Here is a 21,994-nt window from a genome sequence, read left to right as displayed (position 1 = left end):
TTAAGGAAGATAATGTCTACTGTTCCTTTCATTCTCGATACCGATACCGCCCAAGATGATTGCGTAGCAATCCTGGTTGGCTTGTTGGGCAAGCGCGCGGATTTCCGTGCCATCACGATGGTGGCTGGCAACGTGGGCTTTGAGCAGCAGATTAAGAATGCACACATGACCTTGAATGCGGCGGGCAAGCTGGGCGAGGTGCCTATTTATGCCGGTTGCTCGCAGCCGATGCTGCAGGAGTGGACCTCGGCGGAAGACGTTCACGGTGACGGTTCGGGAGGCCTCAGCATGGACTACTCGGGCTGCGAGGTAGAAAAAGAGCATGCTGTCGACGCCCTGTTGCGTATCACCGCGGAGAACCCAGGCGAGGTGTCCGTGGTGGCAATCGGGCCGCTGACGAATATCGCAACGGCAGTGGTCAAAGACCGCAACTTTGTGAAGAACGTGAAGTCGCTCTACATCATGGGCGGTTCCAACAATGGCCGTGGAAACATTACGCCGGCCGCGGAGTTTAACTTTTACGTCGACCCGGAAGCGGCGCAGATTGTCTTCAGCGCCGGCTTCGCGGACATCGTCGTGATGCCATGGGATCCAGTGACCTTCAATGACGCCACCATGCCGCGTGCAGAGTATGACCAAAAGGTCGCGGTGGGTACCCCGATTGCCAAGTTTTTCAAGGCCATGTGCGATACCACCTTGGACTTCGATGAAGCCGCCGGTATTGGCGGTTCCACCCACCCGGATTCGATGACGCTAGCAACGCTGTTGCACCCAGAACTCATCCAAGAATCCGGGCGCTACAAGGTAGACGTGGTCACGGGCAACGGGATTACGCGAGGCTATGCGGCAATGGCGTGGGAGACCTTTGGCTTGGAAGCTAACGCGACGGTCATCGAAAAGGCGGACCGCGAAAGCTTCTTTGGCTTGCTTGGCGACGTCCTGGAAACCCAGACCAACCCAAACCGTCCGATTCAGAAAGCGGACTAGAACAGGTCCCAGATGGTGACTGCCAGAATCACCGAACCAAAGAAGAACACAAAGTAGTTCCACGGGTCATGGCGGTAGGCCTTGTACTCCTTGACCCGGTGGAACATGTAGACCGGAAGCAGGAAGATAAGCACCGCATCGAAGACGCCACCAACCAAGTAGATGAGGTTGAGAATTGGCGGATTGAACACCGAGACCAGCGTGCCGGTGACAAAGATGAACGTGTAGACGATGGTGAGCAATCCGCGGCGGTTCAGACGGTTCGCAGTACGCGGCGCGATGAGGCGCACCATATAAGAGGTGCCCTCCTCAGCACCGAGCATGGTGCCGAAGTAAGAGGTAATAATCGCGAAGATAACGACCATCGGGGCCAGCCAGGCAAGCAGCGGTACGCCGGTGACGTTAGCGAAGTAGGACAGCACGGGCAGGTTCTGCTCAGTTGCTTCCTTCATGCCATCCGCGCCAAGAGCCAGCACGCAGGACCATACGAAGAACATCGTGAAGATGACCAGCAGTGCGGCAGTGTAGAGCTCGATGCGGGTAACCCGCTTTTCCGTATTCTCGCCGTAGGTGGGCTGCATATCCACGGAGAATTGGGAGAGGCCGGCCATGTGCGAGAAAGAAAAGGCAAGCACCGGAAGAATCAGTACCGAGCCGAGCAAGATATAAGGCCAGCTGCCATCTTGATATTCCACTTCCATGAAGGAACGCAGGTCCCACTGCGGGATCAGATAGATCGAGGTAGCAGCCAAAGAGATGATGAGCGGATAGACCAGCGCCTGCGCCAGCCACAGCATGGGCTTGCGGCCGATGGCGAAGATGCCGGTCAGGATGCCCACGCACAGGACCGAAAGAACCCAGCGGTTAATGGATGGTCCGTGGAGCTGATTGACAATGAAGCTGTCGATGGCGTTGGTCAACGAGATGGCGTAGATGAACACCGTGGGGATGTTCGCCAGCGAGTACATCAATGCCACGAAGAGGCCGGTATGCCGGCCCAAGTACTTGCGTACCAGCTCGAGGACGTCAAGCCCGTGGTCTTTGACCGGAGCGCCTGAGACGATGCGCGCGTAGGTCCGGTGGGAGAAATAGACCACTGGGAAGATGATGGCCGTAGCAAAGGCCAGCGGCCAGAAGCCAAAAGTGCCCGCCTGTAGCGGAAGGAAGAGGATACCTGCGCCCATCGCGGTGCCGAAGAGCGCGAGCACCCAGCCCAGCGCAGTACCTTCGGTCTTCTTGCCCTCGCGACTTACTGGGGAGGCAGTAGATGCGGCCTCGTCCGCGGCGGGCGCGGCAGTGTCATAAGTTGTCATCGGCTAGTTCTTCCCTTAGTAGTCCACTGCATCGCGCACGATGGGGCAGGTCATGCAGTGTCCGCCACCGCGACCACGGCCCAGTTCGGCGGAGCCGATCTCGATGACTTCCACGCCGGCGTCGCGAAGCTTGGCATTTGTGTGTTTGTTGCGATCGTAAGCCACGACCACCCCGGGTTCCAAGGCAACCACGTTGTTGGCGTCATCCCACTGCTCACGCGCCGCGGCATAGGAATTGCCGCCAGTTTCTACGATGTGGAGCTTATCCAGGCCGAGCGATTCCTCGACCACCGTGACGAAGTGCTTGTCTGGGCTTTCGAGTTCCAGCTTCTTCTGATCATCTGCAGGGCGCAGGATAAGCGGACGGATGGTATCCACAACGCGGGGATAGGCGGTGGCCTTGTCGACGTCGAGGAAGGTGAACACGGTATCCAGGTGCATCGAGGCGCGATCTGGGGCCATGGCTGCGATGATGACCTTTTCTGCCGCACCCGCCCTGAATAGGTTGCTGGCCAAGCGGCTCACACCCTGCCACGTGGTGCGCTCGCCCATGCCCACTAGGACCGCGCCATTGCCCACCGGCATGATGTCGCCGCCCTCGAGTGCAGCAAGGCCCGGATCCTCGTCGGTGTCGCCGTACCAGAACTCAAAGGATGCGTTGGCAAAGCGCGGATGGTAGCGGTAGATAGCACGCGTGAGCATCGTCTCCTGGTGGCGGGCAGGAAGACGCATCGGGTTAAGGGAGACGCCGCCATAAATCCAGGCGGAGTTATCGCGGGAGAACTGGCTATTGGGCAGGGGACGCAGCGCGAACTCGTCGGGAGCGTACACGTTGCGCATGGTGTCAATGACGCCGTGGCCGAGGCCTTTGGGGATTTCGTTGAAGGGCACGCCGCCTATGAGAAGTTCGGCCAGAGTCTTGTTGTCCAGCTCGCTAAACCACTCGCGCAATTCGCTGCCCACGCCCACGCCGACGTTCTTATCCAGTAGCTTGTTGCCGAGGATGAACTCGCGGCCTTCCTTGGTCGCCAGCGTTTCTTCCAACAGAATTCGCATGTGCAGCACCTCGACGCCGCGCTCTTCCATGCGGGCTACGAACTCGTCGTGGTGGCGTTGTGCTTCCTCGACCCACAGGACGTCGTCGAAAAGCAGCTCCTTGCAGTTGCTTGGAGTGAGCCTCTCGTGTGCCAAGCCGGGGCGGCAGACCATTACCTGGCGGAGTTTGCCTACCTCTGACCAAGCACCGAGTTGCTGTCCACCTTTGCTATCGGAGGTTTCAACAGAATCCATCATGTAAATCTGTGCCTTCCTTTTTCAAGTATTTGGTGCTGGAGGCAACAGTAACTAAAGGTTTATGAGTTGTGGGTCACATCGACGGATGAATAGTAGTTTGAATCATACATATCATTCATGCTGCTGGTAGTGAATAAGATTTGCATAATTCGCAAAAGATTCAGGAATCTCGTGTTGCACCCGTCTGGGGGTGGGACTCGTCGTAGGAGGCGGGGAGAAGCGCAACGACGATAATCGTCGCGATGACGACGGCGCAGAAAACCAAAACCCACGGCCAAAACTTGATGAAGATGCTGATACCTACCAATGCGCACAGCACGGCCAACAGATAGGTGGTGCCGCGTCCGGCCTCTTGCTCCTCCCGCTTGGCGGTCTCCAAAGCCTTTGCCATGCGTGCCGATTCGCGGGCTTTTTCCGCGAAGGCGTTGCTGCGGTATCGGTTGGGAATGTCCATCGTGGTCACCACGGCATTCTCACCTAAACCAAAGCGGCAGCCATCAGCGCCATGTAGACCAGCAGGGCCCCAGACAGGATGCCTAGGAACACGGTATCGAAGTCGCGTTCCTGCTTGCGTGCCTTAGACAAGGCTTCACGCTCGAGCTTGGCGACGCGCGCCATTGCCTTCTTGTTGGACTGAATCCGGGAGCGTTCCTGTGCGATGCGTTCAGGCATTAGAGCTGGCATCTGCGTGGTCTGGGACTGCATGAGAGATCTAGGTTCCTTCCTTATCGAGGTCAGCGATTCTGATAAGGAGTATGCGGTAAAAGTCCCAAGTGCCCTCTGAAAATGGGGATTATTCCTCTAGCTCTAGTTCTGGGTCTTCTGCCTGGGCGGCTTCTAGAACTTCCTTCGCAGCGCTCAAGTTGATAGCGCCTACTACAATGCCGACAGCGATGTCCGGCCACGGGCTAAACCACCAGATGGTGATAACGCCAGCCAGCAGGATAAGAAGATTGGCCGCTACGTCGTTACGGGCCGCCAGCCAGGCGCCCTTGGTCAGCGCGCTTCCATGCTTGCGCAGGCTAAGTAGCAATACCGCGCAAAGTAGGTTGATGAGCATAGCAAATACCGCGGTACCGGAAAGCAGGAAGGCTTCTGGCGGAGTGCCGCTAATCATCTTCCAGATTGCAGTGGCAAAGGCCGCGATTGCCGGAATGAGGATAAGCCCCGCAAGCCCGTAACTTGCTTTCCGACGCCCCGCTACCGACCATCCAAGCGCCGCCAAGACGAGTGTGTTGATGAGGAAGTCTTCGAGGAAATCCGCGGCGTCGGCCAGCAGCGAAGCTGACCCGATGTGCCAGGCCATGGCCACTTCAACGAAAAAGCCAAACAGGTTCAATGCTGCAACCCCCGCCACCACGCGCCGGGCGCGGGTGCCGAGGGTGGAAGAAGTTAGTTCAGAGCTCACGGAGCTCGATATTAGTCTTTAACGACCACGTCATCGGTGCGACGGTGACGCTCAGCCCAAAATGAGCCCAAAGCTGTAATCAGGGAGATTGCCACGAGGATGATAACTCCTGGAATCGAGCTTGGTGTCTCGTTTGAGGCGTTCATTGCTGTTGCGATAAACGGAAGAAGTCCGGAAATTGCTCCAGCGATGTTCGCGGCAATCGCGACGCCGGAATAACGGACATTCGCTGGGAAGATTTCGGACAACAGCACGCCAGAAACGGAGTAGGTACTCGTTACTAACGAAAGGCCGAGACAGACAGCCACAGTTAACAGGGCTGCGTTTCCAGAGTCGATCATTGCCCAGATGGGATAGGCCATGACAGCAGTTGCAATACTTCCCCAGCCCATTACTTTTCCTGGGCCGATCTTTTCGCCGAGTCGGCCAAAGTAAAGGTTGATGAAGATCTGGCAAACTGCGGCAGCGAGTGTCGCATTGACTACCGTTTGGCGTTCGAAGTTCAAGGTGATTGTGGCGTAACTGATGGTGTAGGTGGTCAATACGAAGAACCCGCCGATTCCGAGCAGGGCTGCTGCAGCGGCAAGAACTATTTGTCCGAAGTGCTCGGTAAATAGTTCTTTGAGGGATCCTTTGTGTTTCGCTTCATCTTCTTCCGCTTCCTTCTCTAAGGCCTGATAGACCGGAGATTCCTCTACTTTTGTGCGGATATAAAGCGCAATTGCGAGGAATGGGAACGCGATCAAGAAAGGAATGCGCCAACCCCAGCTTGAAACTGCATCATCAGGCAGCATGAGGACGAGGGAGAAGACGCCAGAAGAAAGGAGCGTGCCAGCGGGCGAGCCAATTTGGACGAATGCGGCGTAGCGCCCTCGCTTTTCTGCAGGTGCGTGTTCAATTGCCATCGTGGTGGCGCCGCCCCATTCGCCACCAACTGCAATTCCCTGTACAAGACGTAGAATGGTTAGGGCAATTGGAGCCCAAATGCCGATTGAATTGTAATTAGGTAATAGGCCGATTAAGCCCGTTGCTACGCCGATAGCGACAATCGAGATGAGAAGTGCTGGGCGACGTCCCATCCTGTCGCCGATCTGGCCGAATAAAATTGCGCCAAAAGGTCGAGCAAGGAAGCCAACGCCTAGCGTCGCGAAAGACGCGAGAGTTGCTGTGGTTTCGCTGGCGTCTGAAAAGAAGAGATCGTTAAAGACCAATGCTGAGGCAGTTCCAAAAAGAAAGAAGTCATACCACTCAAGCGCGGTACCAATGAATGCCGAGCTAGCAATTTTGAATACGTCTTTGGAGTTGACTTCGACTTGCTCGGGGGCTGAAGACTGAGTGTCTAGGGGAGCGGTCGGGCCAGTCAAGATATTCCCTCCTGTCGTTAAGGTGTGGTGTGGATAACACAATAACGGTGGAGAAATTGTAGCGGGATGAAAAATATAAAAGTTGGGATTTTTTCCTGCTGATTGAACATGGGTTGTGCAATTGCACAGCCCATGGCTTGAAGGGCGTGTTTGCCGTGTGGATTGAGAGGCGGGGGAGGAGGATTAGAAAGCGGTTACCGGTTTATGGTTGAGCGCGAGAATGACTGCGGCAGCGTCGTAAGGATGTGTGACGTCGTAGCCTGTTGCATCTGCGAATTGGCTGAGTCGATTGATGACAGTGTTGCGGTGGCAGTAGCTGATGGCTGCTGTTTGTTTGATTGAGCCGGTGCGAAGATAAGCTTTTACAGTTTCCAAGGCCGGGGAGTTGGAATTGCGTAACTTCGCAATATCGGCGCTTAGCTCGTTTTGCTTCGAGCCGGGAAAAGATGCGAGTGCGCTTCCTGCAATTGCCCAAGATAGTTCATGGGCGGGGGTCGGCTGTGTGGGTGTGCATGAAGCCTCAAAGAGTTTGGGGCTAGCTAGTACTGCATCGCGGACATTTGCAAGTCCTTCGACCTTGCCGAAAACAGCGCTGGGTAATGCTGGAATGTCCGGCTGATTCTCGGCGCTTATGGGCCAGAAAGCGGTGAATAAACCATTGTGCGGATAGCCGAAGATCTTTCCCTCCGCTGTTGCAAGATCGAGTGCGTCTCGAGCTTTCAGGGCGCTGTTTGCGTGGAAAACGACGACTTTGAAATTGTCATGTGCGTCGCAGCCTATTGCCTGGGCTATTTCCTTGATTGTGATTGTGTCAATGGAGGCGGAGGAGAATAATTTGTCGAGATGGCGGGCGTTGGCTAGGCGCAAATCTTGCGCAATACGGGCATTTTCTCTCCGGAAGCCATCGCGAACGAAGAAATTGTATTTTGCGACCGCATTGTGCAGTTGGTCCACGTGAGAGATGAGTACTTCTTGGTTTCCTCCGGCGGCTTGACGGATGCGGTTCCAAATCACCAGAAAATCCAGTTGAACTGCATCTATGAGCGTGCTGATGGGGACGCCTTGCTGTGCGCGTCTGCGTCCTAAGGCGTCTGCATGCTGGCGAAAAGTCGTGTCGTCCAGTGTGCCTGCGATGGCCTCCATCAGCATGGTGAGCACCTCAAAAGCAGTGCGGCGAAGCTCTTTTTCACTGACAGGGGAGTTGCTATAGCTGCCAAGACTGCTGAGATCAGCAATGAAGTCATCGACCAATCCTGGGATGTCTGACTGAACTTCTTTGAGGATATTTTCCCAATCGGCATCGTGCATATGCACAACACTACTGGCTAAAGGGTGGGAAAATGACTCAATTTGTGGGAAATAACTGTGCAGCTGCCCTTCTTCGCCTAGTGTGACTTGCAGCATAAGTAAGGAGGAGTGAATGAATCGGAATCAAATCACCATCATCTACGATGCTCATGTACTGACTCAGGATCCGTCTTACCCAGTGGCGCATGCGATTGCCTTCGCGAACGGGAAGATACTTGCCCTTGATGATGCTGCGTTAGCTCTTCCAGGTGAACGATGGGATGCAAAAGGAAAAGTCCTTACCCCAGGGTTTAACGATGTGCATTCGCACTCCGTGTGGTTCGGGCAAACGCTCATGGAAGTTGATTTGTCCAAGGTTGTTAGCGCACAAGATGTATATGATGCAGTTGCCTCCGCTGAGCCTTCTGGCGACTGGATTATTGCTTCGGGCTTCGTCGCATCTAGCTTGGGTGGACAGACCCTTGAACTAAGCGAGTTGGATCGAGCGGCCGCTGGACGTCCGCTTCTTATCAAACACAACTCTGGCCATGCTTATACCGTTAATACTCGTGCACTCGAATTAGCGGGAATTGATCCTGCGGCGCCGCCGACTGTAGAAGGCGGAGAATTCGTTCGCGATTCAGCTGGTCGATGTACTGGTTTGCTGGATGAAAATGCGATGCGCCCGATTCAGCAGGTGCTTTTGCCTGAATCTCAAACTGAGATTTCAAGTGCATTGGAACGAGCGCATCAGGTTTACCTTGAACGAGGAATTACGTCAGTTACTGATGCTGGTGTAGCGGGCGGATGGATTGGTCATAGCCCTCGCGAGATTGCGGCTTACCAAGCTGCTGATTTACAAGTCCGTACGCAGGTAATGGTGACCATGGACGTTCTTCACGAACTCGATGGGCATCAAACTGATGGCATAGGTTGGGGTATCGACGCCGGCATCCGAAGCGGGCTTGGTAATGAATGGCTGCAAATTGGCCCCACCAAGATTTTTACGGACGGCTCCCTGCTTGGGACTACGGCTGCGATGGCGGAAAATTATGAGTGCTGCCAGCATTCAGGCTATTTCCAGGGCGACCCAGAGCTAATCAAGCGTAATGCCTTAAAGGCAGCGGGCGCCGGATGGTCACTCGCTTTACACGCAATCGGTGATGCTGCGGTTGACTTCGCGATTGAAACGCTCGAAGAAGCCATTCGTGTGCACGGGGCACCCAAGATTCCGCACCGAATCGAACATGGAGGCGTTGTTAGAGCAGATCAGATTGATCGCTTGGCGAAGCTGCCTGTAGTTCTGGTCCCACAGCCATATTTCATTAAAGAATTCGGTGATGCAATGGCGCAGAAACTCGGTGCCGAGCGTGTAGAGCTGTCTTATCCAGCTAAGCGTCTTCTCGATGCCGGAATGACTCTGCCTGGTAGTTCAGATCAACCGGTGACGCGTGGTATCCCACTCGAAGTCATGCAAGCTTTCGCGCAAAGAACTACTGCTACGGGCAATGAATATGGACCTGCAGACAAGATCACCGTATCTGAAGCTCTTTACGCGTATACCGCGGGTTCAGCGGCAGCTACAGGCTGGGCAGGCCGAAAGGGTCAAATAAAGCTCGGGCAGCTCGCGGATTTCGTTCTCTTGGGCTCGAACCCCCTGGAAACACCAGTGGAAGCGCTATCTGAGATAGAAATTTTGGCGACTGTGGTCGGTGGCGAACTTCGCTACGGAAGCTTCTAAAACTCAAAAATCTAATACACACTGCGAATTAACTCGGAAAGGAATACATAATGCGAGCAACAACTGATGAACAGTACCTGGCGGACTTCCGCGAGATGTCGGCGAACGGCGCGACTGCGGGAGGTGGCGTCGAAAGGCAGGCTGCGAGCGAAGGCGACCGCGTTAATCGTGCGTGGTTTGCGCAGGTGCTGGAATCGATGGGTGCGCGCGTGCATTACGACGAGATTGGTAATCAGTACGGTCTCTTCGAGTTCGTTCCGGACGCGCCTTTTGTAGGCCTGGGTTCGCACCTCGATTCACAGCCTTTGGCCGGGCGCTATGACGGTGCGTACGGCGTGCTGGCAGCAGCGCATGCGGCAAACCGGGTGGCCCGCCTTGCGGAAGAGGGGAAGATTTCGCCGCGTTATAACCTGGCCATAATCAACTGGTTTAACGAGGAAGGCTCGCGTTTTTCTCCGTCGATGATGGGCAGTTCCGTGTTCACCGGAGTTATGCCGCTGGAAAAAGCGCTGGAATCGACGGATCTTGCAGGAACCACCGTGGCAGAGGCTTTTGAGGAAGCGAAGTGGACCCCGGTGGAGCAGGCCCCGAAGGTGGTTTCCTATGGCGAAATCCATGTTGAACAGGGTAAGGGTTTGGAGGCTGCTGGCAATATCATCGGCTTAGTGACCGCGACTTGGGGCGCGAAGAAGTTCCAGGCGGTAGTGCACGGTGAGCAGGGACATACCGGTTCCACCATGATGGCGGATCGTCGTGATGCACTGTTTGGCGCCTCGCTCATCATTGCCGAAGTGCAGCGTTTAACGCGAGAGTTTCCAGAGTTTGAGCTTCAGGCATCAGTGTCCCAGTTGACCTTGGAGCCAAACTCGCCGGTGACCATTGCCCGTGAGGTGCGCTTCAATATTGACCTACGCTCGCCGAACAGTGAGACGCTGGAGACCGCGCAGAAACGAGTTCGGGAGATTATTGCGGCAGCGGAAGAAGAGTCCCGTACCCGTGTTGAGCTGAATGCTACCCATGAGTGGGCACTCAACCCGTATCCAGAGACCGGTGTGGAACTTGCGCGTGAAGTGGTTGAAGAGCTGGGCTATTCTCACCAGGAGATCTTCACCGTGGCTGGGCACGACTCGACGAATATGAAGGAGCACGTACCGACCGTCATGCTCTTTATCCCAAGCGTTGACGGCGTCTCCCACAATGAGGCGGAATACACCAAGGATGAAGATTGCGTTGCAGGTCTTGATGTATTTACCCACGTGGCAGCGCGCCTGGTTGAGGGCGCGCTGACCTAAAACGCCTAGCGCGATTTACTTGTCCAGCGGCGAGACCTGCGCGCTTGCCAGCCGCCACGACCCGCGATGACAACGGTTGCCGGTTTTATAGCATTCCAATCGGCATTAATTTCGCGGGATACGCGAACCTTCTGATCCAGAATCGGGAAGTAGCTTTCGCCCCGGCTGCCATTGTCGTAATGCTGCCAAGCAGCGCGATTGCCGATGTCGCTTGGCTTGAACCGGGTGAGATATACATCCGCATTACGCTGGAAGCCGCTGCATACCATGTAGATATAGCCGTCGGGGCCGTGTTCCACATGGCCTGCATGTAAAGCGTTACGTCGATATTGACGACGTCGCTTGGCAGCAGTGTGAGGTTGTCCGTGTGCCGCTATTTTACGAGTTGCTCGACGTCATCGCCCTCGTTGAGCGGATGGGCCATCACGACTTCGCCGTTTTCTACGCGGGCGATCATTCCCGCTGGGCTGGCCCACTCGTCCTGTCCAAAGCCATCGCCGGTGAAGGAATCGCCGAAGATGAGGGCGAATTCCTCACCATCTTTCCAAGGGGAATTATTTGCATTGCAGAAGCTGGCCATAGACCAGAAAGTGCGGTACCAGCCTCGAGGAAGCTGGTACCGCACTGTTCTCTATCTCTCTTTGCGCGTTCTCTCAAACACACACGCTAATGATGCGCCCCTCAAAACTCAGAAACCGGCACAAGAACGCTGTGCAAAAGATAGTAGGTTTGTATATCGCTAGATTTTGCACAACGAAAGCGCCCAGGTCTTCGAAAAGGCTCTGGGCGCTATCGCTGTCTCTCTCTAAACGCCTCCGATTATCAGCCAAGGCTGCCCTCCGGAAGCTGAGGGGTTCTCTCTATCTCTCTCATGCGCTCTCTCAAACGCACAACAAAAGTATGAGGCATGCGGCTGGCACAGCAATGATGTGTGGCTGTTAGGTCGCTGGGACTGCCTGTGCATTCACTGGCGGTTTATGGACGCTTGCTGTTTGTCTCTAGTCCCTGCCCGTTAGTTGATGCGGTTACCGCTTTCGCGGTCGAAGATATGCACGTTCGAGGTATTTGGCTTCAGCCAGATGGTTTCGCCGATGCTTTGATGGCTGCGCGGTTCCACGAGCACACCGGTATTGCCACCCAGACGAGTAGTGGAGCTAAACACCGTGCCGTCCTCGCCAGTGAGATCGCCGTAGAGGTAAGACTCGTGGCCAAGTTCCTCAACATGGTGAATGACAAACTTTACGCCGCCTTCGCCTTCAGAACTCTGCTTCCAATCTTCAGGGCGAATGCCCACCGTAAGTGGACCTTCTGGCGCTTGCTCGAAACCCCAGCGGCGCAGAACGGAAGCGTCGATGTCATAGAGGTTCATTGCAGGCGATCCGATGAATCCCGCGACGAAGGTATTAGCGGGGCGGTCATAAATTTCCCGAGTTGGTGCAACTTGTTGCAGAACACCCGCATTTAGTACCGCCACGCGGTCGCCCATGGTCATAGCCTCTGTCTGGTCGTGGGTGACATAAACCGTCGTGGTACCGAGGCGTCGCTGTAATTCGGAAATCTGCGCACGGGTAGATACGCGCAGCTTGGCATCGAGGTTAGACAGTGGTTCGTCCATGCAGAACACCGCCGGTTCGCGCACAATAGCGCGCCCCATCGCTACGCGTTGGCGTTGGCCGCCCGACAAGTTTGCAGGTTTGCGGTCGAGTAGGTCTTCCATCTGCAGGATCTTCGCCGCTTCCTGAACACGCTCCTTGATGAGGGCTTTGCCCATCTTCCGGTTTTCCAAGGCGAAGCTCATGTTCTGCGCAACGGTCATGTTGGGGTAGAGGGCGTAGTTCTGGAAGACCATGGCAACATCACGATCGGATGGGCTAACGCCCGTGACGTCCTTGCCGTCGATGCGGATGGAGCCGGAATCGGTTGGCTCCAATCCAGCGAGCATGCGAAGACTCGTTGATTTTCCGCAACCAGACGGTCCGACGAGCACAAGGAACTCGCCGTCGGCGATGTCGAGGTTGAGCGAATCGACAGCGGGGCGTTCGGCGTCCTTGGAATAAATCCGCGAGACACCATCAAAAGTGACAGTTGCCATGGTTTCCTCTCAGTTCAGGTACGAAGACGGGGCGGCGAGATGAATTACTTCTTGATGACCGGCTTGACCTGGTTGTCGTAGATAGACTGCAGTGTCTTTTCCAGATCGGTTAGGGTCTTCTTGACGTCATCGCGGTTGGTCACGATCTTCTCGAAGGCACCGCCGATTTCCTGATCGGCGCCGGGGAGGAATACACGTGCGTAATCCTGTGGACGGGTATCCGGTAGCTGTTCAATAGCAGTCTTGAAGTTCGGGTTTTCTTCCATGAACTTCTTTTGCTCATCCAGTTCCATTGCAGTCTTGCGCACGGGCATGTAACCGACGTTCTGCGACCAGTAGGAAGTGTTTTGGTCGTTGGTTACAAAGTCGATGAACTTGATCGCTGCGATTTGGCGATTCTTGTCGATGCCGGCTGGGATAGCCAGACCAGCTCCGCCGGTTGGGCAAGCACCATCGCCGTTTGGGTTCGGCAGGAACGCGGTGCCCAAGTCGAACTTGGCGTTTTCGGTGATGCCGCTGAGATCACCGGTGGACAGCACCGTGGCAGCGGCGCGGCCGGTGGAAAATTCCATCGCCATATCGTTGCCCACGTAGGAGTAGCCTTCTTTTTCATCGGTGACCTTCTTCAGCCACTCGACGGCTTCGATGGTCTTGGGATCAGTGAACTTGAGCTCCCATTCATCGGAGTATGCGCCGCCCTTGGACCACAGCGGCCCCTGGAAGATCCAACCCAGGTAGTCAACAGCATCGCCCCAGCCAAAGGCTTGCATATCGGGGTTTGCATCCGCGAGCTTTGTAGCCCACTTATCCATCTCGTCCCAAGACTTTGGTCCGCGGTCAGGTAGACCCGCCTTCTTCCATGCGTCCTTGTTGTAGTAGAAGAGCGGAGTAGAGCGGGCAAATGGCAGTGCAAAGTGGCCGCCGTCGTAGGCGTAGTCCTCATACAGTGGCTGCACGTAGGAGGAAAGGTCGACGTTTGCTTCCTTGGCGAGCTCGTCGACGTTCGCGATCTGACCGTTGATAGCGAAGTTGTACCACCAGACATCGGAGAGAACCACGATGTCGGGAAGGTCGCTGCCGGTCAGTGCCGCGTTAAACTTTTGGGCTGCTTCTTCGTAGTTCTTGCCGGCATCAATCAGGTTGATTTTGATGTCCGGGTTTTCTTTTTCGAAGCGGGAGATGATCTCGGTCTCGATGTCCTTCGAGGAACCCGGGTGGTTGGACCACCAGGTCAGCTCGGTGACTTCCCCGGAACCAGAGGAATTCTTCTTAGCCTGTGGGTCAGTGGAGGAAGTGCCTGCGCAGGCAGAAAGAGAAACCGAGGCGGTGCTCAGTGCAAGAACAGAGAGGAATGAACGGCGGTCCATGAATTAACTCCTTGTAGAAATAGAAAGATTAAACGGCGAGCGTGGTTGAGGTAACCATCTGCGGCTATCCCTTGACGGCACCAGTGGTAAGGCCCTTGATCATGTATTTCTGAAGGGCCAGGAAGATGATGAGAATCGGAATGATGGTGAGGATGGTGGCGGCCATAACTGGACCCCAGTTGGTGACGCCGTCGTTGTTTTGCAGCATGGTTAGTCCCACCTGTAGCGGCGCGACGTCGGCAGTATCGGACATCAAGAATGGCCACAGGTATTGGTTCCATTCGTTGACGATGGTGATCACTGCGAAGGCTGTCAACGTTGGCCAAGAGATCGGAAGCAAGACCTTTGTCAGCAGGCGAATAGGTCCAGCGCCGTCCATTCTTGCGGCCTCAACCAGTTCAAAGGGCAGCGATAAGAAGTGATTGCGCATCAGGAAGGTGCCGAATGCGACGCCAGCCAAAGGCACGATGATGCCTGCGAAGGTATTTCGCCAGCCCAGCGCGTTGACCAGTGCGTAATTGGAAATGACGGTGATTTCGGAAGGTACCATCAGCGCTGAAATGACTACTAGGAAGACGATGTTGCGACCCGGAAAACGCAGGATTGCCAGCGCATATGCAGAAATCACGCCAAGCACGATCTTCAGCACAGACAGCACAGCTGTGATGAGCACCGAGTTGCGCAGGTACGTCCAGAAAGGAACGCGGGTGGTTGCGTCTTTGTAGTTCGCGGTTTCCCAGCTGGGGGGAAGCCAATTTACTGGATCCGTGTAGATGTCGCCTTTGGCTTTGAAGGAGGTCATCAAAATCCAAAACAGCGGTAGGCCAACCAGCAGGAGGACGGCGACGATGCCGATGTATCCAAAAACTTTTTTAAGGGTGTTATCCATTAAGGCTTCGCTCCCATTAGTGGTTTTGCTTGTCCATGATGCGTACCTGGATCAAGGTGATGGTCAGCAAGATCAAGAACATGATTGTGGCGGCGGTAGCGCCGTAGCCAGCGCGGAAGTTCACGAAGGTCTCTTGATAAATCTGGAACACAAGAGTGGTAGTGCCGTTACCCTGTGGGCCGCCACGGGTCATTACGTTGATGATGTCGAAGACCTGTACAGAGTTCAGCGTCACCGTGATCGAAAGAAAGAAAGTAGTGGGGCGAAGCTGTGGCAGCGTCACGCGGCGGAAACGCGTCCAGGTGGACGCGCCGTCGATAGCCGCGGCCTCGTCCAAGTCCTTGGAAAGGCCTTGTAGAGCAGCCAAATAAATGACAAAGGTATAGCCCAGGTTCTTCCACACGAAAGTGAAAGTCACCATGAACAGCGCCCAACCGGGTATTGCATAGAAGTTAGGACTTTCAACGCCTACCCAACTGAGCATCTCTTGAATAAGCCCGAAGTTGGGATCGAAGATGAACTGGAAAGCAATGCCGATGGCAGCTCCGGAAATCGCGAAAGGTGCGAAGACCACCGATCGGGTGAAATTGCGGCCCTTCAAGTTTTGATTGAGCAAGAGAGCTAGCGCGAGCCCCAATACCAGGGAGCCGATTACGGCAAAGAAAGTAAAGATGAGGGTATTCGCGATGATGGTCTTGGTATCATCGCGCGTGAACCACTCAACGTAGTTCTGAAAACCTACGAATGTCGACGTTGGGCTCGAGATATTCCAGTTAAAAAAGGAAAGCCGGATATTGTCGATGAGTGGGCGATAGGTAAAGATTCCCAACAAAATGAGGTTGGGGGCTAAGAGTACTAGCGCGAGCCACCACTCTTGGCGCTTTTTACCCTCTGCTTTCTTGCGTAAAGCAGCTGTATCGGGACTATGCTCCGATTGTTTAATAACCACTTTGGAGAAGCTAAGCCGCGCAGGTTAAAACCCGCTACCGGTGGGGTGAAAACTTGGCTAACTAAAGATGAACGAAAAAATACTCAAGAACCAAGGCAAAGTAGCAGTGTCTCCGCCCGAATCACGGGGTTGGCAAGATCGATGCCGCACAGGGCTTGGACTTTTTCGATACGGGCGCGCACGGTGTGGCGGTGCACATTAAGCTCGCTGGCAGCGGCGGCTAGCTGGGCGTCGGCAAGCAAGTAGGTGCGCAAGGTGCGTAGCAGCTCCGTATTGTGTGCGGCGTCATGGTGCTTAAGCTTTCCGACGATCGCGGCGCGGCGCTTTCCCAAGGCCTCGTGGACTGCGGATTCACCGAGCCAGGCGGGGGCGTCGGAGCTAAACTCCGCCATGGTTCCAGGAGGCAGGCTGCGCGCGTGGGTCTTCAGGGCCGTTACGCGGTCGGCGCTGATTTCCTCCCACGGAGTGTCCTTGAGTACGGATACCTGCAGGTTTTTGGCGTAGCGCCCGAAGAGCTCTTGCGCGTTGATGGTTTCGGGAGGCAGGGCAATGAGCGCGCTTTCCGACGCCGTGCCTTCCAAAGGCAGCACGAAGCAGGCATAGCCGCCTTTGTTTGCCGCACGATGCACCAACCCCAACGCGCGGCTAAGACGCGTGGGGGAGTCGGCCTGCACCAGGCAGAGGTGGAGACGGCCGTGGGAGGCCACAGAGTTGAAAGCGGCGTCTAAAGCCGTGGCGCCAAGCGCAGGCGTGGTGCCGGAGACCTGCGTGGCAAGGGCGAGAGCGCCTAGGATGATGCGGGCCGAAGAGTCGCGGTTTTGTAGCAACATCTCCGCCAAGCCGGCAAGGTGGCGGGTTAATGCGCGGTCATAAGAGTCGAATTTTTGCTCGCGGGATACCGCAAGCGCGATGCGCCGCCGGCCGTGGGTATTAAACACGTTGGTGATGGTGGCGATCGTCGTGCCGTCTTTGGTGATGCTCGAGCGCGCGCCTGAGGTCCGTCCCGAGCTTTGGCTTGCCGCGGCAACAGCGAACTCGGCGGCGGAAAGCTCGTCTAAGTCGTGACGATTGATGACGTTTCCTGAATCGTTAGCCACGGCCACGGCAGCGCCGAGTTCTTTTGACGCACGCTCCAGCAGCGCATTAGTGCCATTCGACGCCGCCTGATTCAAACGCTCCTGTTGACGGTGCAACGTGAACTGCAAGTTGTTTTCGATGCGCGTCTGCTCCGTGGTCACCGTGTTGATAATGGAGATGAAAGGCGTGGCGCGGGGAACTTCGAAGAGTGTGAGGTGGTGGCGCGCCGCGGCGTCGATAAGCTCCTGCGGAACCGTGGCGAAGGTCAGGCCAGTGCCGAAGCCAATGGCACCCACGCCCGCCGCCGCCAGGGTGCGCGCATAGGCGGAAAAGTCGCTGGGTGAGTTTTCGAAAGCTAGCCCCAAGGTCAGGATGATGGCGCCCTGGGTGGTGAACTCGCTGGGATCGCGCAACTCGCTGGCTTGGATGGTGGTGAACTCACGCGGGCCTTCGAGAATCGGGCGCAGGTTTAGTTTGCGCTGGTTAAACAGCCATTGAAAGCGAAGTTCGCTCATTGCCGGGTCCTTCTTGCAGCAACTCGTCGATAGACATAGTGAATAGTCTTTTCCCCAAAATATATACGCGATGTCCATGGCCTGTGGCTAGTTGTGACATCCACAATGATTCACATCACAAAGCAAGACGATTGAAGGAGAATCATGCAGGAACTTGAATACCGCATCGAGCAGACCCGCCACCTCGCGCAGGAGGTCCCAGGGCCAGCCAGCGCTGCTCTTGATGAGCGCCGCAAGAACGCCATCCCAGCTGGCATGGCGCCTGCGCTGCCGGGCTATGTCGTGGACGCTGATGGTGGCATCCTCGCCGATGCAGACGGCAACCGTTTCATTGACTTGGCCTCCGGCATCGCTGTTACCTCCGCGGGCGCTTCCAACCCGGCCGTCGTCAAAGCCGTGCAGGAGGCCGTCGCGCACTTCACTCACACCTCTTTCACCATCTCCCCGTACGAGTCCTACGTTGAGGTCGCTGAAAAGCTCAATGAGGTTACTCCGGGCGATCACCCGAAGAAGACCGCGCTATTCAACTCCGGTGCGGAAGCAGTGGAAAACGCCGTGAAGATCGCCCGCAACTACACCGGCAAGCGCGGCGTCGTGGTCATGGACCGCGCATTCCACGGCCGCACCAACCTGACCATGGCCATGACCGCAAAGCAGTCTCCGTACAAGAATGGCTTTGGCCCGTTCGCGCCGGAAATCTACCGCGCGCCGATGTCCTACCCGCTGCGCGACCAACTCAGTGGCGAAGAAGCCGCAAAGCGCACCATCACGATGATCGAGCAGGAAGTCGGCGCTGCCAACCTCGCTTGCGTTGTGGTCGAGCCAATTCAGGGCGAGGGCGGCTTCGTGGTCCCAGCTGAGGGCTACCTGCCAGCTATCCAGAAGTGGTGCAACGACAACGACGTTGTCTTCATCGTTGATGAGATTCAGGCTGGCATGATGCGCACCGGCACCTGGTTCGCTTCCGACCACGAGGGCATCGTCCCTGACCTAGTCACCATCGCCAAGGGTATTGCTTCCGGCATGCCGCTTTCCGCTGTCACCGGCCGCGCGGAGATTATGGATGCACCGCAGCCAGGCGGCCTGGGCGGCACCTACACCGGCAACCCTGTTTCCTGCGCCGCAGCGCTGGCCACCCTCAAGGAATTTGAGGAGAAGGACTTTGGCGCCCGCGCGCTGAACCTGGAAAAGATTGCCCACGAGGAGCTGGAGCCAATCCTGGGCGACGAGCGCGTCGCCGAGTTCCGCGGCCGTGGCGCCATGCTTGCACTCGAGTTCGTCACCGCTGATGGCGAGCCAGACTCCGAGCTCGTCCACAAGATTGCAGATGCCGCAAAGGCAGAGGGCGTCCTCATTCTCACCTGCGGCCTTGACCACAACGTCATCCGCTTCCTGCCTTCCCTGGCCATCCCGGAGGATCTGTGGCGCGAGGCCCTGCAAGTAGTGGTCAAGCAGTTCAACGAGTACAAGTAAGTCTGGGCTGCAGCCAAAAGGGTAGAAGCAAATGACAAACTTTGATTATTCGCAGGTTTCTGAGCTGTTGGGTTCTCTGCCAATTGGCCTTTGGCTGGAGGGCACGAACGTCGCAGCCACCGGCGGCGCCACTTTCGAGGTCCTCGACCCAGCAACGGAAGAAGTCATTGCCAACGTTGCAGATGGAACCTCCGCTGACTGGATGCGCGCGCTGGAGCTTGCCGACGCCGCGCAAAAGGAGTGGGCCGGTTTTGCGCCGCGCACGCGCTCTATCATCCTCACTGACATCTTCAACGCCATTATTGAGCGCAAGGAAGACTTCGCGCGCGTGATGACCTTGGAGATGGGAAAGCCTTACGCGGAAGCGCTGGGCGAGGTGGCCTATGGTGCTGAGTACATGCGCTGGTTCGCAGAGGAAGCAGTTCGCATTCCGGGCCGCTACTCGCAGTCGCCGGCCGGCAACGGCTCCATTACCGTCTCCCACACCCCGGTGGGCCCAGTGCTGGCAATCACTCCGTGGAACTTCCCGCTGGCCATGGCCACCCGCAAGATTGCCCCGGCCTTCGCCGCTGGCTGCCCGGTCGTGGTTAAGCCCGCTGCGGAAACCCCGTTGACCATGCTGCTGTTGGGTGAGGTCATCGCAGAGGTATTCGCTCGCCACGAGGTGCCGGCTGGTGTGTTCTCCATCGTGACCACCACGCAGTCGAGCGCGCTGTCCTCCGAGCTCATGGCGGATCCGCGCCTGCGCAAGGTGACGTTTACCGGCTCGACCGGCGTGGGCAAGATTCTGGTGCGCCAGTCTGCCGATAATCTGCAACGCACCTCCATGGAGCTGGGTGGCAATGCCCCGTTCCTGGTCCACGAGGACGCCAACCTCGACCTAGTGCTTGACTGTGCAATGCAGGCGAAGATGCGCAACGGCGGTGAGGCTTGCATCGCGGCCAACCGCTTCATCGTGCACGAGGCAGTGGCTGAGGAGTTCACAGATCGTCTGACCGAGAAGATGGCTGCTATCCAGGCAGGCCATGGTTTGGAAGAAAGCACCACGCTTGGTCCGCTGATCAGCGCGAAGCAGCGCGACGGAGTGGCTCAGTTGGTCGAGCGCGCGCTCGAGCAGGGTGCTACCGCCACCACCGGCGGCGAGCGCCCGGATGGCGCCGGCTTCTTTTATCCAGCGACCGTTCTGGCGAACGTGCCTGACGACGCCGAGATTCTGCGCCAGGAGATCTTCGGGCCGGTAGCCACCGTGACCACCTTCTCCACTTTGGAAGAGGGCGTGGCGAAGGCCAACGACACCGAGTTCGGTTTGGCAGCCTATGCCTTCACCGAGAACTTCCACACCGCGGAATACCTGGCACACGCGCTGGAGGCAGGCATGGTGGGCATCAACCGCTCCGCTATCTCTGACGCGGCCGCTCCATTCGGGGGCATCAAGGAATCCGGCTTCGGCCGCGAAGGTGGTGCCGAAGGCATCGAGGAGTACATCTCCGTGCGCTACATCGCTAAGCCTTAGCTCTAACCGGCAAGCCTCAGCGAGCTGATTTTTACAGGCATTGCCCCTCGGCGCCCTCACTTTTTGCAGAAAAAGGAGAGGGCGCCGAGGGGCCCAGTTGTTCCATGCGCAGTTACTTATATTTCTATTTTAGATTCGGGAGAAAATATGACGGTTGTTGAAAAGTCTGGAGGGGCTGCTTCGCAGGCTGCGAAGCCGGCCTTGAGTTTCGTCCAAGGCATTGCCCTTATTTTTGGCACCAACATTGGTGCAGGCATTCTTTCCATTCCCTATGCCGCGCGAAACGGCGGATTCATGGCGCTCGTTATTGCGCTTCTCGTTGCGGGTACCCTGACCACGATTTCTATGCTTTATGTTGCGGAAAGTGCGATGCGCACAAAAGCGCCTCTGCAGGTTTCCGGTTTGGCGGAGCACTATCTGGGGCAGTGGGGCCGTTGGCTGGTCTTCGTGGCGATTATCGTCAACGGCGTCGGCGCGCTCATCGCCTACGCCTCGGGCTCCGGCGACCTCATCAATAATATTTTCGGCCTGCCGCCGCTGGCAGGTACGTTGATCTTCTTCGGCTTTGGGTCTTGGGTTATGTACCGCGGCCTGCACACCACCGGTGCCACAGAAGGCGCTATTACCGCAGGTATGGCCATCATCATTGCCGTGCTGTGCGGCTGGACCATTCTGGGACCTGGAATCGAGGCCGAGAACCTGTTGGTGCTTCACCCGTTCTTCATCGTTCCTATTTTGAACCTGGCCGTCTTCTCGTTCTTGGCTCAGTACGTGGTGCCGGAGCTGGTACAGGGCATGGACCCGGCGAAGCCGCAGGAGACAGCTCGCGCCATCGTGCTCGGCATGGTGATTACCGGCTTTACGCTGGCACTTGTGCCGTTTGCGGCTTTGGGTCTGCTGGGAATGGACGTTACTGAGGTTGTTACCATCGCCTGGGGCGAGGCGCTTGGACCGGTCGCGTACTACTTGGCCAATGTCTTCGCGTTGGCGGCGATGCTGACCTCCTTCCTCGCGATTGGTTTTACCACCATGCGCAACGTGCTCGACATTTTGCACTGGGAGGGCAACAACGCGCAGCGTGGCATTGCCGTGGCGCTGACCGCTGTACCGCCGCTGGCTATCTCCATCGCGGGTCTTGGCGGTTTCGTCGCAGCGCTGTCCTACGCGGGCGGCTTTGCGGGTGCAATCATGTCGATCATTCCGGTGATGTTGCTGAATGCCTCCCGCAAGAAGGGTGATCGTGACCCCGGCTGGAGCGTCGGCGCGTTGGCAAACCCGCTGATTCAGGGCGTCATCATCGTGGTTTATTTCTTGGCTTTCGTTTATTCGGTTGTCTCGATTGTGGGCCTGGTTCCGGCGGGCTGGGCTTAAGAAAATGGCGTCGGCAAGCGCTCCTGCATAGGGGGTGTTCCTATATAGGTTGTCAACTCCGTG

The 21,994-nt window shown here is 56.6% G+C and carries 20 protein-coding genes; 6 read left to right on the top strand and 14 right to left on the bottom strand.

The window, feature by feature from the left end:
• The first annotated feature begins 12 nt into the window (after nt 1–12).
• Nucleotides 13–987 carry a nucleoside hydrolase gene (locus HMPREF2692_RS04840; RefSeq protein ID WP_070822990.1) on the top strand — a complete coding sequence of 325 codons (975 nt, stop codon included), beginning with the start codon at nt 13–15 and terminating at the stop codon, nt 985–987.
• Here the strand turns inward: HMPREF2692_RS04840 and HMPREF2692_RS04835 are convergent.
• From HMPREF2692_RS04835 to HMPREF2692_RS04805, 7 genes are all read right to left on the bottom strand, one after another.
• Nucleotides 984–2,300: an SLC5/6 family protein gene (locus tag HMPREF2692_RS04835; protein WP_070822987.1), complete on the bottom strand. Its 1,317-nt coding sequence runs from the start codon at nt 2,298–2,300 to the stop codon at nt 984–986. The two genes, HMPREF2692_RS04840 and HMPREF2692_RS04835, sit on opposite strands and share 4 nt — an antisense overlap.
• Nucleotides 2,301–2,315: 15 nt before the next feature.
• Nucleotides 2,316–3,593, bottom strand: a complete 1,278-nt coding sequence (locus HMPREF2692_RS04830) for an arginine deiminase (RefSeq protein WP_070822984.1) — start codon at nt 3,591–3,593, stop codon at nt 2,316–2,318.
• Between the two features lie 160 nt (nt 3,594–3,753).
• Complete coding sequence (locus HMPREF2692_RS04825) at nt 3,754–4,047, bottom strand: hypothetical protein (RefSeq protein ID WP_141761307.1); 294 nt, start codon at nt 4,045–4,047, stop codon at nt 3,754–3,756.
• 23 nt (nt 4,048–4,070) lie between these two features.
• Complete coding sequence (locus HMPREF2692_RS04820; protein ID WP_061920908.1) at nt 4,071–4,298, bottom strand: hypothetical protein; 228 nt, start codon at nt 4,296–4,298, stop codon at nt 4,071–4,073.
• Nucleotides 4,299–4,386: 88 nt separating this feature from the next.
• Nucleotides 4,387–5,001, bottom strand: a complete 615-nt coding sequence (locus HMPREF2692_RS04815) for a cation efflux transmembrane domain-containing protein (protein ID WP_070455528.1) — start codon at nt 4,999–5,001, stop codon at nt 4,387–4,389.
• Between the two features lie 11 nt (nt 5,002–5,012).
• Nucleotides 5,013–6,365 carry an MFS transporter gene (locus HMPREF2692_RS04810; RefSeq protein WP_070822982.1) on the bottom strand — a complete coding sequence of 451 codons (1,353 nt, stop codon included), beginning with the start codon at nt 6,363–6,365 and terminating at the stop codon, nt 5,013–5,015.
• Between the two features lie 183 nt (nt 6,366–6,548).
• A complete protein-coding gene (locus HMPREF2692_RS04805) occupies nt 6,549–7,673 on the bottom strand; it encodes a helix-turn-helix domain-containing protein (protein ID WP_070823100.1) in 1,125 nt (374 codons plus the stop codon).
• Between the two features lie 112 nt (nt 7,674–7,785).
• On the opposite strand from HMPREF2692_RS04805, the gene HMPREF2692_RS04800 reads away from it, so the two are divergent.
• Nucleotides 7,786–9,393, top strand: a complete 1,608-nt coding sequence (locus HMPREF2692_RS04800; RefSeq protein WP_070822981.1) for an amidohydrolase — start codon at nt 7,786–7,788, stop codon at nt 9,391–9,393.
• A 50-nt stretch (nt 9,394–9,443) separates the two neighbouring features.
• A complete protein-coding gene (locus HMPREF2692_RS04795; protein WP_070822978.1) occupies nt 9,444–10,685 on the top strand; it encodes a M20 family metallo-hydrolase in 1,242 nt (413 codons plus the stop codon).
• Between the two features lie 5 nt (nt 10,686–10,690).
• Here the strand turns inward: HMPREF2692_RS04795 and HMPREF2692_RS13115 are convergent, their stop codons facing one another.
• The 7 genes from HMPREF2692_RS13115 to HMPREF2692_RS04760 all read right to left on the bottom strand — a co-directional run bounded on the left by HMPREF2692_RS13115 (nt 10,691) and on the right by HMPREF2692_RS04760 (nt 17,574).
• Nucleotides 10,691–10,984, bottom strand: a complete 294-nt coding sequence (locus tag HMPREF2692_RS13115) for a DUF4185 domain-containing protein (RefSeq protein ID WP_168168025.1) — start codon at nt 10,982–10,984, stop codon at nt 10,691–10,693.
• A 74-nt stretch (nt 10,985–11,058) separates the two neighbouring features.
• Nucleotides 11,059–11,265 carry a hypothetical protein gene (locus tag HMPREF2692_RS13110; protein ID WP_070822973.1) on the bottom strand — a complete coding sequence of 69 codons (207 nt, stop codon included), beginning with the start codon at nt 11,263–11,265 and terminating at the stop codon, nt 11,059–11,061.
• A gap of 432 nt (nt 11,266–11,697) precedes the next feature.
• Nucleotides 11,698–12,777 carry an ABC transporter ATP-binding protein gene (locus HMPREF2692_RS04780; RefSeq protein WP_070822970.1) on the bottom strand — a complete coding sequence of 360 codons (1,080 nt, stop codon included), beginning with the start codon at nt 12,775–12,777 and terminating at the stop codon, nt 11,698–11,700.
• A 44-nt stretch (nt 12,778–12,821) separates the two neighbouring features.
• Entirely contained in the window at nt 12,822–14,144 is a 1,323-nt protein-coding gene (locus tag HMPREF2692_RS04775) for an ABC transporter substrate-binding protein (protein ID WP_070822967.1), read from the bottom strand.
• A gap of 64 nt (nt 14,145–14,208) precedes the next feature.
• A complete protein-coding gene (locus HMPREF2692_RS04770) occupies nt 14,209–15,033 on the bottom strand; it encodes a carbohydrate ABC transporter permease (RefSeq protein ID WP_070455518.1) in 825 nt (274 codons plus the stop codon).
• A gap of 16 nt (nt 15,034–15,049) precedes the next feature.
• Nucleotides 15,050–15,982 carry a carbohydrate ABC transporter permease gene (locus HMPREF2692_RS04765; protein WP_371326279.1) on the bottom strand — a complete coding sequence of 311 codons (933 nt, stop codon included), beginning with the start codon at nt 15,980–15,982 and terminating at the stop codon, nt 15,050–15,052.
• A gap of 83 nt (nt 15,983–16,065) precedes the next feature.
• Nucleotides 16,066–17,574: a PucR family transcriptional regulator gene (locus HMPREF2692_RS04760; RefSeq protein WP_070588336.1), complete on the bottom strand. Its 1,509-nt coding sequence runs from the start codon at nt 17,572–17,574 to the stop codon at nt 16,066–16,068.
• Between the two features lie 144 nt (nt 17,575–17,718).
• Between HMPREF2692_RS04760 and gabT the strand changes: the two genes are divergently transcribed.
• The 3 genes from gabT (at nt 17,719) to HMPREF2692_RS04745 (ending at nt 21,931) form a co-directional block, all read left to right on the top strand.
• On the top strand, nt 17,719–19,047 hold the full coding sequence (gabT, locus tag HMPREF2692_RS04755; RefSeq protein WP_070432408.1) for a 4-aminobutyrate--2-oxoglutarate transaminase: 1,329 nt from the start codon (nt 17,719–17,721) through the stop codon (nt 19,045–19,047).
• Nucleotides 19,048–19,078: 31 nt separating this feature from the next.
• Entirely contained in the window at nt 19,079–20,560 is a 1,482-nt protein-coding gene (locus HMPREF2692_RS04750) for an NAD-dependent succinate-semialdehyde dehydrogenase (RefSeq protein WP_061920927.1), read from the top strand.
• 147 nt (nt 20,561–20,707) lie between these two features.
• A complete protein-coding gene (locus HMPREF2692_RS04745) occupies nt 20,708–21,931 on the top strand; it encodes an aromatic amino acid transport family protein (protein ID WP_061920929.1) in 1,224 nt (407 codons plus the stop codon).
• The last annotated feature ends 63 nt before the right edge of the window (nt 21,932–21,994 follow it).

Origin of the sequence: Corynebacterium sp. HMSC036D03 (assembly GCF_001836185.1) — a bacterium.
GTDB lineage: Bacteria > Actinomycetota > Actinomycetes > Mycobacteriales > Mycobacteriaceae > Corynebacterium > Corynebacterium simulans.
Note: the sequence above shows the minus strand (reverse complement) of the source record. Positions and strands in the feature narration are given on the sequence as shown.